The sequence below is a fragment of the Bacillus sp. Marseille-P3661 genome (assembly GCF_900240995.1).
Lineage (GTDB): Bacteria > Bacillota > Bacilli > Bacillales > Bacillaceae_J > OESV01.
Genome location: NZ_LT965957.1, coordinates 115,111 through 133,296 on the forward strand (window position 1 = coordinate 115,111; position 18,186 = coordinate 133,296).

Annotated in this window: 15 protein-coding genes; 5 read left to right on the plus strand and 10 right to left on the minus strand. The window is 37.1% G+C overall.

All coding sequences use genetic code 11. The annotated features are described in order from the left end of the window. The first annotated feature begins 38 nt into the window (after positions 1-38). Together C1724_RS21615 and C1724_RS21620 are read left to right on the plus strand one after the other, a co-directional pair. Positions 39-1,181 carry an acyl-CoA dehydrogenase family protein gene (locus C1724_RS21615; RefSeq protein WP_180994405.1) on the plus strand — a complete coding sequence of 381 codons (1,143 nt, stop codon included), beginning with the start codon at positions 39-41 and terminating at the stop codon, positions 1,179-1,181. Positions 1,182-1,193: 12 nt separating this feature from the next. Continuing rightward, on the plus strand, positions 1,194-2,042 hold the full coding sequence (locus tag C1724_RS21620; protein WP_102348865.1) for a phosphate/phosphite/phosphonate ABC transporter substrate-binding protein: 849 nt from the start codon (positions 1,194-1,196) through the stop codon (positions 2,040-2,042). 646 nt (positions 2,043-2,688) lie between these two features. Here C1724_RS21620 and C1724_RS21625 read toward each other — a convergent pair. Both C1724_RS21625 and C1724_RS21630 read right to left on the minus strand, forming a co-directional pair. Next, on the minus strand, positions 2,689-4,353 hold the full coding sequence (locus C1724_RS21625; protein ID WP_102348866.1) for a PAS domain-containing sensor histidine kinase: 1,665 nt from the start codon (positions 4,351-4,353) through the stop codon (positions 2,689-2,691). Positions 4,354-4,606: 253 nt separating this feature from the next. Beyond that, positions 4,607-5,821, minus strand: coding sequence for a DUF6920 family protein (locus C1724_RS21630; RefSeq protein ID WP_102348867.1), 1,215 nt, complete (start codon positions 5,819-5,821; stop codon positions 4,607-4,609). A 190-nt stretch (positions 5,822-6,011) separates the two neighbouring features. On the opposite strand from C1724_RS21630, the gene C1724_RS21635 reads away from it, so the two are divergent. After that, complete coding sequence (locus tag C1724_RS21635; RefSeq protein ID WP_102348868.1) at positions 6,012-6,437, plus strand: DUF2935 domain-containing protein; 426 nt, start codon at positions 6,012-6,014, stop codon at positions 6,435-6,437. Positions 6,438-6,467: 30 nt separating this feature from the next. On the opposite strand, the gene C1724_RS21640 is transcribed toward C1724_RS21635, so the two are convergent. The 7 genes from C1724_RS21640 to C1724_RS21670 all read right to left on the minus strand — a co-directional run bounded on the left by C1724_RS21640 (position 6,468) and on the right by C1724_RS21670 (position 14,001). After that, positions 6,468-7,040, minus strand: coding sequence for a UbiX family flavin prenyltransferase (locus C1724_RS21640; protein WP_102348869.1), 573 nt, complete (start codon positions 7,038-7,040; stop codon positions 6,468-6,470). A 390-nt stretch (positions 7,041-7,430) separates the two neighbouring features. Then, positions 7,431-7,610: a hypothetical protein gene (locus C1724_RS21645; RefSeq protein WP_102348870.1), complete on the minus strand. Its 180-nt coding sequence runs from the start codon at positions 7,608-7,610 to the stop codon at positions 7,431-7,433. A gap of 28 nt (positions 7,611-7,638) precedes the next feature. Continuing rightward, positions 7,639-9,042: a UbiD family decarboxylase gene (locus C1724_RS21650; protein WP_102348871.1), complete on the minus strand. Its 1,404-nt coding sequence runs from the start codon at positions 9,040-9,042 to the stop codon at positions 7,639-7,641. A 66-nt stretch (positions 9,043-9,108) separates the two neighbouring features. Then, positions 9,109-10,836, minus strand: a complete 1,728-nt coding sequence (locus C1724_RS21655; RefSeq protein ID WP_258000493.1) for a thiamine pyrophosphate-requiring protein — start codon at positions 10,834-10,836, stop codon at positions 9,109-9,111. A gap of 16 nt (positions 10,837-10,852) precedes the next feature. Continuing rightward, on the minus strand, positions 10,853-12,289 hold the full coding sequence (locus tag C1724_RS21660; protein WP_102348873.1) for an aldehyde dehydrogenase family protein: 1,437 nt from the start codon (positions 12,287-12,289) through the stop codon (positions 10,853-10,855). A gap of 30 nt (positions 12,290-12,319) precedes the next feature. Beyond that, positions 12,320-13,216, minus strand: a complete 897-nt coding sequence (locus C1724_RS21665) for a TRAP transporter large permease subunit (protein WP_102348874.1) — start codon at positions 13,214-13,216, stop codon at positions 12,320-12,322. A 14-nt stretch (positions 13,217-13,230) separates the two neighbouring features. Then, positions 13,231-14,001 (minus strand): TAXI family TRAP transporter solute-binding subunit, encoded by a 771-nt coding sequence (locus C1724_RS21670; protein WP_102348875.1) that lies wholly within the window; start codon positions 13,999-14,001, stop codon positions 13,231-13,233. Positions 14,002-14,434: 433 nt separating this feature from the next. Between C1724_RS21670 and C1724_RS21675 the strand changes: the two genes are divergently transcribed. Beyond that, on the plus strand, positions 14,435-15,208 hold the full coding sequence (locus tag C1724_RS21675; protein WP_180994406.1) for an IclR family transcriptional regulator: 774 nt from the start codon (positions 14,435-14,437) through the stop codon (positions 15,206-15,208). Positions 15,209-15,353: 145 nt separating this feature from the next. Then, positions 15,354-16,559: an MFS transporter gene (locus C1724_RS21680; RefSeq protein WP_102348877.1), complete on the plus strand. Its 1,206-nt coding sequence runs from the start codon at positions 15,354-15,356 to the stop codon at positions 16,557-16,559. Positions 16,560-16,793: 234 nt separating this feature from the next. Here C1724_RS21680 and fdhA read toward each other — a convergent pair whose 3' ends face one another. Then, positions 16,794-18,011: a formaldehyde dehydrogenase, glutathione-independent gene (fdhA, locus tag C1724_RS21685; protein ID WP_102348878.1), complete on the minus strand. Its 1,218-nt coding sequence runs from the start codon at positions 18,009-18,011 to the stop codon at positions 16,794-16,796. Positions 18,012-18,186 lie beyond the last annotated feature (175 nt).

Consider the following 18,186-nt stretch of genomic DNA (forward strand, 5'->3'; position numbering starts at 1 on the left):
AACCACTTTATTGGTTTCATTTACAAAGGAGAGATAAAATGACTGTTCAATTAAATCAATCACCACTAGAACTTGTAAAACAAGTAGCAATTGATGTAATCGCACCACTTGCTGCAACGATTGACGAGGAAAATAGATTTCCTAAAGAAGCTTTTGCAGCATTTAGAAAAAATGGGTTACTTGGATTGTTGGTACCAAAAGAATATGGTGGCTTTGGCGGTAATCTTCATGACTTGGTAGCTGTTGTTGAAGTAATTGGAGAAAGCTGCGGCTCTACTGCTATGTGTTATTTAATGCATTCATGTGCAACCTATGTAATTGCATCCAATCCAACAACTGAAGAATTGAAAGATTACTTAAAAGCGATTGCAAAAGGTGAAAAGATTGGTACATTAGCCTTTAGTGAAACGGGCACTGGTGCACATTTTTACAAACCTGAAATTACTGCATCTTTCCACGGAGAGCACCTTCTACTTAATGGTAGAAAAAGCTTTGTGACCAACGGCGACGAAACAGACTTTCTCATTGTCATCACAAATGCTTCAAGTGAAGAACTTGGCTTAGATATGGTTGTTGTCGATAGTAAGTCAGCTGGTGTCCGTTTCGATGGGTCTTGGGAAGGCATTGGATTACGCGGAAACAACAGTATCGAATGCGAATTATCAGGTGTTAAGGTTCCAATAACACATATTGTTGGAAAAGAAGGCGATGGATTTGGGTTGATTTTTAGCGCAGTTGCTCCTTCATTTGTGCTAGGTTCCTCTGGGGCTACTACTGGTTTAGCGCGTGGCGCATATAAAGCTGCTTTAAATCATGCAACGAATCGAAAGTATGCTAGTGGCCAAAGCTTAGCTGATATTACTGCCATCCAATATTATCTAGCTGAGATGTTTGGTCATGTTGAAACAGCCTCTACTTTTGTTCATGATGCAGCAAAGAAAGCTGATGCTGGCGAGGAAACAGCCATGCTTTCTGTAATGCAGGCTAAAATAGTAGCTTGTGAAAATGCTAATCTTGTAACGAATAAAGCGATGCAGGTTTGCGGCGGCAAAGGCTATAGTAAGGCACTTCCAGTTGAGCGTTATTTACGAGATGCACGTGCAGGATCTGTAATGGCACCGACTGTTGAAATATTAAAAGAATGGATTGGGAAGTCAGTTGCTGGCATTCCCCTATTTTAAGGAGGAGTATAGATGACTACAAAAAGAAATCTACGTATAGGTGCTGTAGCCTATGATCCAAAGGTTATCCCGATTTGGGATATTATTCGTGATTACTATCAAAAGAATGATTTCCCTATCGATTATGTTTTATTTTCAAATTATGAAGCGCAAGTTGAGGCTTTGCTAGGAGGATTCGTTGATATTGCATGGAATACAAATGTTGCTTATTTAAAAGTGCAACAAGCAGTTGAAGGAAAGGCAAAAGTATTAGGTATGCGCGATACGGATATTGATTTTACAACAAGATTTATCGCCCGAGTCGATAAGGGTATTCAATCATTAGAAGATTTAAAGGGTAAAAGATTTGCATTAGGAAGTGCAGACTCTGCTCAGGCTGCCATTCTTCCCTACCATTTCTTAAAAACAAATGGGATTAATCCCGAGAACGACGTGGAACTTATCCGCTTTAATCTTGATGTTGGAAAACATGGTGATACAGGTACAAGTGAATACGAGGTATTACGTGCATTACAAACGGGTGTTGCAGATGCTGGTGCAATTGGCGAAAACTCTTGGATTCGCATGCTTGAACAAGGTCTTGTCGGTAATAGTGAAATTCAGTGCATTTGGACTTCACCTGGCTATTCGCATTGTAATTTTACTGTTCTCCCTGATTTTGATGATAATCTTGCACAACAATTTACAGCTTTATTATTTGCAATGGACCCTAACCAACCTGATATTAAAGAAATGATGGAAATGGAAGGTCTTAATGAATGGGTACGTGCTGAAGGAAAAGGCTTAGATGGCTATAAAGTTCTTCAGGCCGCTATGAATGACCAAGGTATTAAACGAGAGGATTTATCACATACAAGATAGAAAAAGGCACCGTCTGATAAAAAGTGGAGAAAACCGATTTGGTTTTCTCCACTTTCTTCTGTTCTTTGGCGAATAGAGGATTATATGCCCGCTAATTTTAACGTCATAGTTGTTAGCGGACATTGAATTCCTTATTTCCTCCAAATCCGCCGTTTCGATAGTTTTGCCGGACATTTGATTCGTTATTTCGATTAAATTACTCAAATATAGAGGGCATTTGGTTAAATAGGGGATTCCTTGTCCGGTAAACTCCTGAAACCGCCCATTTTTTGGCGAATAGAGGATTATATGTCCGCTAATCTAAGTGCCATAGTTGTTAGCGGACATTGAATTCCTTATTTCCTCCAAAACGGCGTTTACAAAGTGTCACCGGACATATGATCCGTTATTTTCAACAAATCCCTCATTTATAGTAGCCATTTGCCTAAATAAAGGATTCCTTGTCCGGTAAACTCCTGAAACTGCCCATATTTTGGCGAATAGAGGATTATATGTCCGCTAAATAGGAGGCGCAAAGTGTTATGCGGCCAGCTAATATTAGGTGCCATTTAATAAGCGGACATAAAATGCCTTATTTGTAGATCCTACTTACGCCAAAACACCAAGGAAACTCCAGACTTCCCCTATTCTTATACCTTTCCAAGCTCTATTCTTCCGGACCATTAATAGGTAAACTAATTTCAATAGTTGTACCTTTATTAAGCTGACTCGACATATTCATTGTACCGCCATGACTTTCTATAATTCTAAAGCTAACCATTAAACCTAGTCCGGTACCATCTTCTTTAGTAGTGAAAAAAGGTTCCCCTAGTTTAGGAATTTGCTCTTCAGCTATCCCTACCCCTTCATCAATAATAACTATTTTTACTATGCCTACATTAATTATTTGAACTTTTACAGTTATTTTCCCACCATTTGGCATCGCTTCAATCGCATTTTTTAAGAGATTAATAAATACTTGCTTTAATTGATTTTCTTCACACTTTATGTGTGGTATATTTTTATCCATTTCCAAATGAAACTGTATATTATTTATAATTGCTTGGGATTCAAGTAATGCGATAATATTTTGTAATATCTGATTTACATCTTTAAAGCCATATTTTATTGCTTGCGGCTTTGAAAGAATAAGAAATTCACTAACAATCAGGTTAATACGATCTAACTCAGCTAACATAATATCAACATATTTACTATCGAGATCTCCTTTAAAAAGTTGAATAAAACCTTTTAGAGTTGTTAAGGGATTACGAATTTCATGTGCCACTCCTGCAGCTAATTGCCCTACGGCTGATAGTTTATCAGATCTTCTTATCATTTCCTCTGCTAATTTAGATTCAGTGATATCTTTTACAATTTCATAGATTCCAATTAGTTGATTATCAGTAATAATTGGGACCATTTTTATACTAACCAATCTATTGCTACCATCTTTATGGATCATTGATACAGTAAATTCTTGATGTTTTCCTTCATCTACACTACTAAAAACATTTTTAAAATACTCCCTGTGCATGTTTATATCTTTAGGCAGTATTAAAGAATCCCATTCCATCTTGATAAGATTTTCAACTGTATAACCACTTAATTTTTCTGCAGCTTGATTTGCATCTACTAATTTCCCGTCTAAATTAAATGTAAAGATGGCGTCTGAATTATGCACAAACAAAGACTTAAACCGCTGTTCAGTTTCTTCTAACCGTTTTTCTAAAAGTTTGCGATTTTGTTCTTGACTATAACTAAGTAATTCTTCAACCTTTTTACGTTGATCAATATCAATGTCAATTCCATTAACTTTTATTATATTTCCAACGGAATCTAGGATAGGTTTTATACGTTTTTGAATCCACTTAAGTTCTCCATTTTTCAGTTGAATTCGGTACTCCCCTATTGCCGGATTTCCTTTTATTAATTCCTCATTTATTTTATTTACAATCTTAATATCTTCAGGATAAGCAATTTCTCTCCATAAATTAATATTTTTATTAAATTCGTCTGGAGAATACCCATATAAATCTTTGACTTTTGCAGACATCAACAGGTTGTTGGAACGCAGGTCATAGGAATAGATAACAGCATCCACACTTTCAAATAGCTCGAGTATTTCTTCGTCTTTTTTCTTCATTTCCTGTGCGTAATATCTTGCCTTATCTATATATAACCCAATCCACCATATTGGGAAAGCAAAGATTGCCGATAGAATCCATTCCATCAGTGGCAAATATCCTAGCGTTAAATATACATTTACTTTAAAAATCGCTGAGAAAATAATATATAATGAAAGGCATATTATTCTTCCTGTATACTTCATTTCTATAACTCCTTAATCAATTGTTGCATTTTCCATTGTTCTATCAATAATACGAGATTTTTAGAAAACTAAACACATAAGCAACATAAAACATATTACCATAGACCTAATTATTTTTGTTAGAATAACATCAATTTCTGGTTACAATTAATGTTATTTGTTATGGGACAACACAGATTTACATATAAATAGTAAAAACCGTACCTCATATGGTACGATTTTTACTATTATGCTATACGTAATGGAATTGGTATTAACTAAATACCACTTCCTCTATTTTGAGTTTATACCATGTAAATTTCTCTTCTCCTAACATCCACGAAATATCGATTTCAGTCGGTATTTTTATTTCATTAATAACAGCAGTCGCTTTTACTTCTCCAATACATTCAAGCCGTTGCGCATCCTTTTCGCAATCCTTGTATCTTAGTGCACTGCATTTTAATAGATCCCCACTTTTATCAAAATAGAAAGTGGCCGAACCTGTAATACCTTGATAACTCAATGTAGCAGTTGCTGAAAGCTCATCCTTTATTTTCCATGTAACATTTGGATGTGCCGCTAAAGATGGATACCATGGCATTTCTAGCAAAAATCTTTGTAAGGATGATTCATTGATTTTATCATTATTTTCTTTTTTAGCAGCCGTAACTAACGCAGCTAGTTTTACCTTAATCTCAGCCTTTCCATTGATAAAAAGATCTCTACCGAAAACACTTAAATAAGGTCTTATCGGCATGTTCACCTTCCAAAGAAAAGCAGGACGATCTAATGATACATATTGTTGCGCTACTGCATTGTACCAATTTTTTTGTTCAGGTTTTAACTTAATTAATCCTCGTTGCTTGAGATACACATGCTGAATAGATTTATTACCAACCATTCCAATATTGTTTAACCATTTTTGGACGATTAGTGGCAATGAACCAATCATTTGTTCCGAAACTATCGTATTTTCATTTTTGAACGGTCGAAATCGGACTAGTTCTATTTCTTTATTGGTATTCTTACTAAAATTCAGGGTAGCCATTTCGATTATAATGGGAGCTAAAATCATGAGGTTGAGGAGGGTGCCGAATTTTGCATCTTGCCATGAAAGAAAGATGAGTATTTGAGAAATCAAAATTGCAATGAAAGCTGGTATCCACCACCGACCTTTATTTGTTGCAATTAAATAAACAACTGCAAAAAAGATCAATGATGTAAACATCCAAAGAAACCCTACAGGTTTTGTGATAGTTTGCCTAAATGATTCGACCTCAAATATGTGATATGCATGAACAAAGCCCATTAGATGTATGAGACCATGTACGCCTATTACTGTCATCAAGAAAGGAATCTTCCCAGTTCGATCAGGACCTAACAACCGAAATACATCAAAATGCTTGTCTCCCTGATGTTCCGGCTTTGCTTTTTTAAGATAAGTAGGTAGACTGTTGCGTCCAGAAGAGAGAACCGATTTACCCATTTGTATCTCCTCCTATACTTCTTATACCTTTAACCTATCACTTTTCCTTTGTTAAATCTGTATATTTTTCGTGAATATTTTAATTATTTATTTGCTGACTTGCGGACGATTAATTCTTAACACGCTTTTGCATATGTAAAAAATTGTCCCATATATTGATAAAGATAAAGATTTAGGAGGGGGATCTCGCATGCAGTATTATTATGGACAGCATATGCCATTACGTATTTTAGATGAAGCAGAATTTTGGAAACATCAAGAAGAAGAACATACTGTGGTAATAAGAGAACTTGTCAGTAATCTAGAGACTGAATATGTAAGCGCACTAAAAGAATGGGAAAAAGCACTGAGCGCTACACGCCAGCAAGTATTACAGTATATTCAAACCGTTGTAAGATCTGGCTATTATATTCCCCATGCTTTGCAGCACCAAGTTTTACAATTAGTTTCATTTTGGCTGCAGCAAAGTTTAGATTTCATAGAATTATGCCGCCAAATCAAAAACCAAAGTCAAGCGGTAAGCGCGAACCCAACCGCCAAAGTGGTTTTAGATCATATTATTCGTGAATCAGAGTACTTTATCGGAATAGCACAGGCATTGTTATATAATAAATAAACCTCTCTTACTAGGAGAGGTTTTTTGTGTCTAAACCGGCTTTTTATCTTTCCATCTTGTCGTTAATGAATTATCGATATCAAATTGATCAAGTGTTCTCGCCACAATATGGTCAACAATATCATCAATAGATTTAGGATGATTATAAAACGCTGGCACAGGAGGAAAAATCGTAACTCCCATTCTTGATAACGCTAACATGTTTTCTAAATGAATGTCATTCAAAGGTGATTCACGAGTTAACAGCACAAGCTTTTTTCTTTCTTTTAGGATTACATCTGCAGCTCTGCCTAAAAGGCCTTCTGACATTCCAGCGCGAATTGTCGCAAGCGTTTTCATACTACACGGCGCGACTACCATGCCGTCTACACGAAACGACCCACTAGAAATCGAAGCAGCTTGGTTCATTGACCCATGAACAACCGATGCTAATTCCTTTACTTGTTCGACACTATAATCAGTTTCTAAACCAATCGTTGTTTCTGCCCATTTCGTCATAACTAAATGGGTTTCCACATCATATGTGCGAAGGGCTTCTAACATTCTAATTCCAAATATTGCTCCAGATGCACCTGAGATTCCTACTATGATTCTTTTCTTCATCATATACCCTCCTTTAATTTAAAACATAAGCTTGATAAAGCACTCAGTTGTTCAACTTTATTGGATACCTGGACATAAGACCGTTATTTGTGTCAAGTGGATGTTTTAAAGCATTTTACGGACATATGTTCCTCTGTTTGAATAATTCTAGCAAACTATTTATTGACTTTAATTATATAGTGAATTCACCGCCCGGTAAACCCTTCACTCGTGGCCTTTTTAAAAGAATAATAGATCGATTGCGGAAAAATATTCTCCACTCCCAAAAAACACCGTTACTGCACACGGCCAAGTGATCCACCAAAGCCTTTAAAACGCCTTTTTACTTCTATATACCTATAATAAAGAAAAGAGGCACTGGACCTCTTCTCTTAATCAAAATATAGAAATCTACTTCTGATTTTCTAGCTTTTTTTGTACGCCATCTTCCGCTTTGAATTCCGTTTCACAATAAGGACAAATTAGATCCAAATCAGAATGTAGCATTTCATATTCAGCATAAAAACTGCCAGAACATTTTACACAATCAACCCATAATATCTTATTGCTTAAATAACCGCCTGCTCCCATTTTTATTGCTCCCTTCATATTCTCATAATTACTTAGTTGTAACAGTACTATTTGAACCAATATAATCTTTGAGTTTAACACGTTCCATAACCTCTGGTGGAACTCTGAAACGTGTTGGCGATGGATGCGCCGTTTGTTTCGTTGCATCTGTAATGACCTTCCAACCAGCACCTTCATTATAAAACGTATTTCGTCCACGAACCTTTTGAATATCTCGATCAGGATTTACATAATTTAATGCAGCCCAGCGTACATCCAACTCATTGAATGGATCAATATCATGATCTACAACTGTAATATATTGCAGCATCGAATCAAATCCAATTGCCGCCATTGCGATATTAAATGGTTCATCTTCTGTTCTTTTCTTAATTGAAATATGACATTCTAAGCGGCAGCATCCGGAAAATGGCATTTTTACACCAACGATATTTCCAAATTGTTTTTGCAGCATATTATAAATGCCGCCTTCTTTTGGAATACCACCTAACAACCAATGCTCTGCATGACCGGAAAAGACAGTTTGAAGTACTGCATTTTCTTTTTTAGTAATTGCCGTAATATTCATTAACTGGCGAATACATTGCGGCTGATAATCCCGAGTTACTTCTCCGAATGGATCGACAACTGTTTTTGCACCTGGTTCGATGACACCCTCGATTAAAATTTCAGCATCTGCCGGTACTAAGAAATCATGGCCCCACGTTTCACTTGGAACAAGACGAACTGGCTCTTGCAGAAAAGCTCCAATTGTTGCATAGTCGTCATTTCCAAATGGAACGCGAGCTGCTGCACCTAACGTAAACGCTGGATGGTGACCAATAATACTTACAACCGGCGCTGCTAGCCCACGATCTTCATATTTTTGAAGTATTCTGCCGAGATGTGGTGAATGGATAGAAACACCGGCTTTATTAGGTCCTTTTGGGAAAACCTTTGTAAATGAAACATCATAAAAGCCTTCATCAGGATCCTTCATAACAAGCATCATCGTTAAAACCGGACTTAAATCCATTTCATAATGTCTAACGATCGGTAGTTCTTTTATATCAATGTCAGTTCCCGTTTTAATATCAAATTTAACAGGTGCCTCATTTTCTGAAACTATTACAGGCTTAATTTTCTCTTGCTCCCGTTTGGCAAACTCTAGGCTTACAGCCATTCCGCCTTTCGTTGCATCTCCACCAAGTTGTTGTCCGATTCGCTCTCTTGTTCCAAATATATTAGACACAACCGTCATATTCGTTTTTTGATCATGATTGTTAACAACATCTTGAAACCAGGGGATTCTTGGATCTCCTTCTTGATCCATTTGCTCAAGCAATGCTGTCACCTCAAAACGGTGAGGGACTACACTACGGTTCACTTCAACTAATTCAGATGATCCGCTTGCTCTTAACTCTTCTAAATAACCTTTTAAATTTTTAGCCAAACTGACTCTCTCCTCTCTATTTAGCCACTTCTATAAAAACTCTTAGATTTAAAGTCTATGATTCACTTAATCCTTTTGGTTTGATATTGGTGAAAGCTTTACATCGATAACGGCTGATTGACCTGATCGAACAGCAGCCAATCCTTTTTGCAGTGCATCCAGTAACAATTTAGGATCTGAAACTTGAATCGCACATGCACCACCGGCTGCCTCGGCAATTTTGGATAAATCAGCAGGTTGCTCGAAATTCACCCAAAAACGGTCATCACGGTTTGCAATACCATCCGGATAGATTTTTAAGGCATTTTGCTTCGTTGCGTTCCAACCTTGATTATTAAAAATGACTGTTAAAATAGGAGCATTGTATCTGCGTGCCATCCAATAAACAGTTGACGGAACACTAAATAAATAGGAACCATCACCGATTAAATTCACGACTGTTTTATCAGGCTGTGCTAGCTTAGCACCAATGGCACCTCCGCCGCTCCAGCCTAAAGATGTACCGCCATTTACAAACAACGTTCCAGGTATTTCTCGTTCTAAATGCTGTGTTACAGTCGCCGAGTTTGTAAGCGCCTCGTTTAACACGATCGTCTCATTATCAATTGCTTCATTAAGACAAAATGCTAACCACTCTGACGTAATCACTCCATCTTCTGGACAAGTAATGCTCGTCTTCCCTTCTTGTTGCTGTTTTTTTAATTGTTCTAAAGTATTTCTTCTATCAATATGAACGGTTTTATTTAAATCAATAGTTTTTGCATAGTCATTCATTAGCACCAATGATTGATAGGAATCCACTTCATAAAATTTTTGTGCCGGTATATTCCATAAAGGAATATCTTGTTTAATTGGATCTACATCGATTACAAAAACTTTAGCTTGTTCATTTAACTGACTTTGACCAGGCAACCAAGGTGCGTCTGAATCAATAACCAAAATAACATCTGCTTTTGATAGTAACTTTCCTGCTTGAAAGCCTTGATGTAACGGATGTGTGCTTGGGAAATTCATGTAAGCTGCACTTGGCTCAATAACTGGTATAGTTAACTTTTCACAAAGCTGAATCAACAATTCCACACTTTCTTCATTTCTGCCAAGATATGAAGTTATAATTAATGGATTGGTAGCTTCTGCAAGAGCATCGACAATTTCCTGAACATTCATCAATGACAATGAGCCTTTTTCAAACGGCTGCCAATTTTTTGAATGATCTTGAGATGGTTGGACCTCTTCTGCTAATACTTCTCTCGTTCCGGTTAAATAAACAGGACCCTTTGGCTCACTGTTTGCGAGCTGATTGGCGCGGTAGACTAGATCTTTTACATTTTTTCCAGTTCTAATATCATATTCCCATTTAACATAGGAACGTACGATACCTCTTTGGTCATATACATTTTGCAAATAATTTATATGTGCGTTTCTACTTCCAGGAAGTTCTCCATACATAGTTGAAGGTGTTTCACCTGAAAAAATAAAAACAGGAATTCTCGACCTCGCTACATTGTGAAGGCTGCCGCCAAGATTTTGTGTTCCAACATCCGTATGAACAAATACACCCTGCATCTCACCGCTTGCTAAAAAATAGCCTTGAGCAGCGCTTAGCGCTACATATTCGTGAGGACAAATAATGGCTTCCGGCAGTGGGTTATTATCTGCTTTCGCTCTAGCTAAAGCCTCTATAATCGATGGGTGATCACTACCCAGATTACAGAATAAATAAGATACACCTACTTCCTGGAGAGCCTGCAGCAAATCGTCGCCCGTATTATATGTAGTTATTGGTTTATCCAATAAAATCCCCTCACTTCTATCTTTTGTGATAATTAATAGCATGATAGCTTGTATATTCTTCTAAAACAGCTTCAGAGTTTTCTCTACCGATGCCACTTTGTTTTACGCCACCAAACGGCATATGTTTACTACCAAGCGGAGATTGACCAACACCATTTATGAACGTCAACCCTACTTCTAATTCTCTACTGATCTTTAGTGCCCGTTCAAAATCTTTCGACCAAACTGATGAACCAAGTCCATACTCCGTATTGTTTGCCATTTCAATCACATCTTCTTCTGTTTCATATGGAACTAACGGAATAATGGGACCAAATTGTTCTGATGTTACGAGTTCATGATCGGCCGGAAGATCTCTTACAATTATCGGATGTAGATAATAGCCATTATTCCAATTTTCAGGCTCTACTTTTTCTCCGAGTTCAGTTACGGTAACGCCACTTTCCTTGAGCCTTTCGATCATTCCTTTTATAAATTCATATTGCTGTTTATTGTTTAAAGGACCAAACGTCGTCTCTTCATTTAACTGATGGCCGATTTTGAATTGTGATGTTAGAATGACCATTTTTTCATAAACTTCATTATATAAATTTTTTGGAATATAAATTCTTTTTACCGCAAAGCAATATTGGCCTGAACGGCGAAATACACCAGATACAAGTTGGGGAACAACTTCGTCAACATCGACATCATCTAAAAGAATCGCTGGATCATTACCCCCTAATTCAAACTGAACCGCTTTTAACGAATCAGCTGCTGCTTTCATAACATGCTTTGCAGTTGGCCCACCACCAGTAAATGAGATCTTTCTCACTAAAGGATGTGTCGTTAAAGCTGCACCCACACGACCATCCCCATGGATTACATTAATAACTCCTGGCGGAAATAATGTCGCAATTTTTTGAAGTGCTACCGAGACTCCCATCGGCGCAAAGGGAGACGGCTTAAAGACGATTGTATTTCCACAAACCAACGCTGGCGCTAACTTTTGCATCGTTAAGACCATCGGTGCATTCCATGGTACAATTGCTGCAATCACACCTAATGGCTTTCTTTCCACACTTACCCAGCTATTGCCATCCTCAATTTGTTTAGGTTGAAAAAAGGGTTCAGCAAACCCAGCTATATTGCGAAGAGCAGCAGCTGCAATGACCATTTCACCTTTTGTTGTATTAAGCAGCATACCGTTTTCGCTTGAAACAATTTTAGCAAGGCTGTTGCTTTCTTTTTCCAACATGTCAGCAGCTTGGTTTAGAAGAGCAATTCTTTTTTCAACTGTTGATTTTTTCCATGATCTAAACGCTTTTTGTGCAGCTTGGACTGCTTGATTAACATGATCCACCGTTCCTTGAGCAACCTCGCCTACTACAACATCCAAACGTCCCGGATCTTTTACTTCCTGATAAAGGTCAGATTTTACTTCTTTATTATCAATAAATAAGTTGACTTTCATTGAATGAACACCCCAATTCTATGCTATGAATTATGCTGTTAAAGCTGTAGCTTTTGCTTTTCTATAAAACTGCCATTCACTAAAAATAAATAAGACAGTTCCTAATAGAGCGGCATTATTAACAATCCAGCTATATTCCCAAACTGAATATGGTAAGAATAAACAAAAGGCTAAAACTACAGCTACTATTCTCTTAAAAGCATTCAAGCGTTGGAATAAAAAGCCTTCAACCGCCATTGAAAGTAGATAACAAGCAATTAAAGCTGTCACGATCGTAAGAGCTGTTGACTGCCATGATGCAGCACTTTCAGAACTTAGCAGTAATTCTGGTGCATATACAAATAAAAACGGTACAATATAAGCAACTAAACCTAGCTGCATTGCTTTAAATCCAATTTTATGTGGATTTGCCTGGGCAATCGGTGCTGCTGCAAAACATGACATCGCAACAGGTGGCGTGAAATTAGATACAATCGCAAAGAAATATACAAATAAATGTGCAGCTAATGGTGTTACACCTAGTTCAACAAGAGTCGGTGCAACTAAAACTGCAACCAAGGCATATGCAGCAACAGATGGCATTCCCATGCCTAAGATGACTGAGAAAATTGCGCTCATTATTAATAAGATTAATAAACCACTTTCTGCTAATGTTGATAAAATAAAACCAATATTAAAACCTAAGCCTGTAATACCAGTTACACCTACAACAATTCCTGCTGCTCCTAAAACCAAACCAATTTCAAGCATCATTTTGCCTGTATCAACAAATAACGCAGGTATAAGTTTAAAGAATTTTTTAAGTATTTCTTTTTGAAAGCATAAAAAGATAATGGCAACTAGTGATGCATAAAGACCTGAAGCTTGAGGTGTTGAACCTTTAATGAACAAGAAATAAATAAGTGCTGCAAATGGAGGGATAACCATCCACCCGCTCGCGATTACCTTTTTGGTACCTCGTTAATTTGATCTGGTGAATAATTATCTAGGAAATGTAAAGCATGTAAGCCGACAGCATTATGTGCTTCCTGAATAACCGGTGAAGAAGGTACTAAAGCGAAAGCTGCTTCAACACGGTTATCTTGTAGTGATTCGATTCCTGCTGTAATCGTTGGCGTAGGAACTTTAGTTACATCATCCCATGTAACACCATTCGCAACTAAAGTCGCTTCCATAATTGCCTTACCGATATAAGAACCTGGAAAGTCTGATGTTACTTTTTTACCCTTTAATTCCGCAACTGTTTTAATTCCAGAATCCTGACGAACTACTGCTCCACTGGCTGAAATATAATTCCCTCTAACAACTAAGCGAAGGTCTTTTAATGGTTCTTTGAAATCATTTTCACCTCTAAATGCCCAAACAAACTCTGGACCATTTCCAACACCAATACTAACGTCGCCTTTTCCTACTAATGGTGCAAATGCATTAACGCCAGCATGTGGTTGAACAGATGCTTGTACATCTGAGTTCGTGCTAATCACACTAACTAAACCATTACCAAGGGCATTGAACGCTGACCCTACAGGGTTTGTTGCTATGTTGATTCTATCTTGCTTAGCCTTTTTTTCTTCATTTGGTGCACCAGCTTCATTACTTGTCTGTTCCTCCGACGCCTTACTCTCTGTAGCTGCATTATCACTTGAACTACAAGCTGACACAAGTACAATTAAAAATAATACCATCAAAAAAATTGATAATCTTCTTACCATTCATAACTCCCCTTTTAAATAAAATTTTATAGAAACAAAGATTTTCACCACTAATGGCTAAATCTATGTTTTTTCCAATAAATAATGTTTAGTAGTGTTAAAGTTTGTTGTCTTTTGAAGAGACTTATGTACTACCTTGACTTTCTCACCCCCCCATAAAGAATGCGCTTTCATTAAGTGTTAGCCAGCAGGAAAACTAGTTAATCTTATAGCTCTAGCATCACCTACTCACAGAGTGAGTTGGTGAACTCTTTTTTGAATTTCTAAATAGACATTATCAAATTTTAATAATTAAGTCAATATTATAACTGTTTATATTTTTCAGAAAATAAAAAATGTTCAGCTTTGGTAGTAGCTATTCTCGAAATTTGTTTGTATAATTTGTTATAAACTATCAACGATTGTTAAAATAACTTAAAAAGGAGACATGTTTATGCGGGACGTTAACATCGGTTCCATTCGTTCTATTGATCGCGCTATTGATATTTTACAAGCATTTTCAATTGAAGACCCATCGCTATCAATCGATAGAATTGTAAAGAAAACTAAAATACCAAACTCTACCGTCTATCGAATTTTATGTACTTTGGAACGTCGAGGATTGGTACAATTTGATGAATCTTCGGCTACATATAAACCCGGGCTCAGATTAATGGAGTTTGGTGTACTTTTATCCTCAGTTCTTGATATACGAAAAGAAGCTGAAGAAATTCTTATTGATTTACATCTGAAAACAAACCAAACCATACTCATGGCCATTAAGGAAGGAGATGAATTATTACATATTTACAAAAAAGAAAACTATCAGGGGTTAAAAGTCTCAACAACAGTTGGGCAGCGACGACCATACAACTTTGGAGCGATGGGTCCTGTTTTACTTGCTTTTCAGCCAGAGGAAGAAATAGAGCGAATCTTAAAGATTCCTATCCCACGATATACGCCTAATACAATAACAGATATTAACAAGATCCGAGAACGACTAAACCAAATAAAAAACGATAAATTTTATATCTCATCTAATGAAACAAATTTAGGAGTTACTGGAATTGGAGCACCTGTGTTTGGAATGGGCGGAGAAATTGAAGCCACTATTGGTATTGTCGGTCCGCAAATTCAAGTAGATGATAAACTAGAAGAGTTTACTGCGCTCATTTTAGATGCAGCAAAGCAAATTTCTGCTAAAATTGGTTTCCGGGGTACTTTTTAAATATAATTTGAGGTTGATAGATAACAAGTAGTTATTATTTTATCAATAGCTACTTGCTTTTTCTTTTTTAAAATAAGTTTTAAGATTGTACCAACAACTTAATTCTAATCTATTTCATGGACGTAATAAGGAGGTCTTTTTAGAAATGTCTAAAAACAAAAAAATACTGTTCGGGGTTTCGATAGCAGCATTTTTAGCACCATTTACTCAAACCATTTATACCCCAAATTTGCTAGAAATCGAGGCTTACTTTGGAGTAAATACTTTTCTCATTAACTTAACTATTTCTATATTCACTTTTATTTTAGCTACTAGCCAATTTGTGTCCGGGCCATTAGCTGATACCCGCGGACGGAAAACAGTATTAATTCCAGGACTTATTCTCTTCGCAGCTGGTTCGATTCTATGTTTAGTTACTACAAATTACTATATCTTTTTAATTGGAAGAGCTATTCAGGCAATTGGAATTAGCACAGGTTCAGTTGTTGCTGCAGCCGTTATTGGCGATATATACTCTCCTCAAGACCGGGGCCGTGCAATGAGTATCTACCAAACAATGGTGTTCCTAGGCCCTGTTCTAGGTCCTGTAGTTGGAAGTTTTATTTCTGGGTACTACCACTGGCAATGGTCCTTTATCGTATTAACAATAGCTGCTATACTTGTTTTAGTGTACAACCGAATGATTTTGCATGAAACATTGCCTAAAGACAAGGTTCCTCAAAGAATTACATACCATACATTTAAGAAAATAATCTTCAATGAAGCTGCATTTTCGATTATGTTACTAGGCTTTATTCAATTTTACGGATATTATATATATTTAGTCTTTTTACCGTCATTGCTAGATTCATTATATCAAATACCAGTCGAATCCAAGGGTTTATTTTTTCTACCCTTAACTGCGGGACTAGTTATAGGTTCAATATCGGGTAGCAAGCTTCAACAAAGGTATACTCGTAAAAGTATACTTATTTCATCATCCTACCTTATTGGTATATTTGTGTTTGGATTCTGGGTTTGCATGTTAGTAAAAATCTTATCTTTACCTATTCTTGTAATCTTTTTGTTGTCATATGGAATCATTTTAGGAATTAGTTTACCTGCGCAAACAACGGTTTTGATTAATTTATTTCAAGGTGAAAAAGGCACTTCAATTGGGGTTTATAATTTTGTACGTTTTACAGGAGCCGCTGTCGGACCATTAGTAGGGGCAATATTACATAATATTGGCGGCGATCTCGTTCTTTACTTTTCTTTATTTGTCTTTCTTATAATAGCTGCTATTGTCATTCATATGAAAATGTATGACCCTTATCAAGTAAGTGAACAAGCTGTTCAAAGTGTAAAATAAAGGTAATGGTATATGAAGTTTGATATTAGCTTAAGCTTTTGCAATAACTATCTTGCATTTTGGTAACGCTAGAACGCCCTAGCGTTACTTTTTTTGGATGATCTTCAATTTTCAACCTCGATGATTGCATTACCTTCTTTGACTTACGCTCCACACTATACTCCCTACACATTCTTAATTTGAAGCCAAAAAAGCCTCCCAATGCTATTTACAAAGAGAGACTTTTAAACTCTATTAAATTCTCACACTACCATGTGGATCAATAACAAACTTTTTCGATGCTCCTTGGTCGAATTCAGCATATGCTGCTGGCGCTTGATCAAGCGTGATACGTGTAGCATTTACAGCTTTCGCAATTTGCGCACGACCGCTTAAAATCGCCTGCATTAAGTCACGATGATACTTCATAACAGGTGTTTGGCCTGTTACAAATGTATGAGCCTTAGCCCAACCTAAACCAAGACGTACTTTTAATGTACCGATTTTTGCATCTTCATCAACTGCGCCTGGGTCTCCTGTTACATAAAGGCCAGGAATTCCAAGGCGTCCACCAGCACGTGTAATATCCATAATCGAATTCAGTACAGTTGCAGGCGCCTCGCCAGCATTTGCGCCATGTGCGCTTGCTTCAAAACCTACGCAGTCAACGGCACAATCCACTTCAGGCACACCTAAAATTTGCTCTATTTGCTCACCTAAGTTTGAATGCTCACGCAGGTTAACTGTTTCACATCCAAAGCTCCTAGCTTGTGCCAAGCGTTCACTATTTAAATCACCAACGATTACCACAGCCGCTCCTAACAATTGTGCTGAATGTGCTGCTGCTAGGCCAACTGGACCTGCACCCGCAATATATACAGTTGAGCCTGGCTTAACGCCCGCACTAACGGCACCATGATAGCCTGTTGGGAAAATATCAGAAAGCATCGTTAAATCCATAATTTTTTCCATCGCTTGCTCTTTATCAGGGAATTTCAATAACTGGAAGTCTGCATAAGGAACCATCACATACTCGGATTGGCCGCCAACCCATCCGCCCATATCCACATAACCATAGGCTGAACCAGGACGATCAGGATTTACGTTTTCACAAATATGTGTATTTTGTTCTTTACAACTACGGCAACGGCCACACGCAATATTAAATGGTACAGAAACTAAGTCACCTTTTTTAATAAACTCTACATCACGGCCAACTTCAATAACTTCACCTGTAATTTCGTGTCCTAGTACTAAGCCGCTTGGTGCAGTTGTTCTTCCGCGAACCATATGTTGGTCACTGCCACATATGTTTGTTGTAACAACTTTTAAAATAACACCATGATCACATTTACGTCCAACATTTAACGGGTTTACCCCTGGACCGTCTCTTAAAATTAAATCCGGATAAGCGATATCCTCAATTGTTACTTTACCTGCACCTTGATATACAACTGCACGATTTCCTGCCATATTGTCACTCTCCTTTTTTGATCAAGCAAACTTAAGCGTTTACAAGTTTAATAGCAATAACAACAATACAACTGTTGTTTAACTATTCTTTACTTTGTAAATTATCAGTATAATGATAGCAGATTGGAAATTTTGTACAAGCCGATAATTGCGCTATAGTAAACAGCTTGTACAT

Excerpts from the sequence above, each read along its gene's own strand:
- C1724_RS21615 (WP_180994405.1), top strand. The coding sequence starts at position 39 with ATGACTGTTCAATTAAATCAATCACCACTAGAACTTGTAAAACAAGTA.
- C1724_RS21620 (WP_102348865.1), top strand. The coding sequence starts at position 1,194 with ATGACTACAAAAAGAAATCTACGTATAGGTGCTGTAGCCTATGATCCA.
- C1724_RS21625 (WP_102348866.1), bottom strand. The coding sequence starts at position 4,353 with ATGAAGTATACAGGAAGAATAATATGCCTTTCATTATATATTATTTTC.
- C1724_RS21630 (WP_102348867.1), bottom strand. The coding sequence starts at position 5,821 with ATGGGTAAATCGGTTCTCTCTTCTGGACGCAACAGTCTACCTACTTAT.
- C1724_RS21635 (WP_102348868.1), top strand. The coding sequence starts at position 6,012 with ATGCAGTATTATTATGGACAGCATATGCCATTACGTATTTTAGATGAA.
- C1724_RS21640 (WP_102348869.1), bottom strand. The coding sequence starts at position 7,040 with ATGAAGAAAAGAATCATAGTAGGAATCTCAGGTGCATCTGGAGCAATA.
- C1724_RS21645 (WP_102348870.1), bottom strand. The coding sequence starts at position 7,610 with ATGGGAGCAGGCGGTTATTTAAGCAATAAGATATTATGGGTTGATTGT.
- C1724_RS21660 (WP_102348873.1), bottom strand. The coding sequence starts at position 12,289 with ATGAAAGTCAACTTATTTATTGATAATAAAGAAGTAAAATCTGACCTT.
- C1724_RS21665 (WP_102348874.1), bottom strand. The coding sequence starts at position 13,216 with ATGGTTATCCCTCCATTTGCAGCACTTATTTATTTCTTGTTCATTAAA.
- C1724_RS21670 (WP_102348875.1), bottom strand. The coding sequence starts at position 14,001 with ATGGTAAGAAGATTATCAATTTTTTTGATGGTATTATTTTTAATTGTA.
- C1724_RS21675 (WP_180994406.1), top strand. The coding sequence starts at position 14,435 with ATGCGGGACGTTAACATCGGTTCCATTCGTTCTATTGATCGCGCTATT.
- C1724_RS21680 (WP_102348877.1), top strand. The coding sequence starts at position 15,354 with ATGTCTAAAAACAAAAAAATACTGTTCGGGGTTTCGATAGCAGCATTT.
- fdhA (WP_102348878.1), bottom strand. The coding sequence starts at position 18,011 with ATGGCAGGAAATCGTGCAGTTGTATATCAAGGTGCAGGTAAAGTAACA.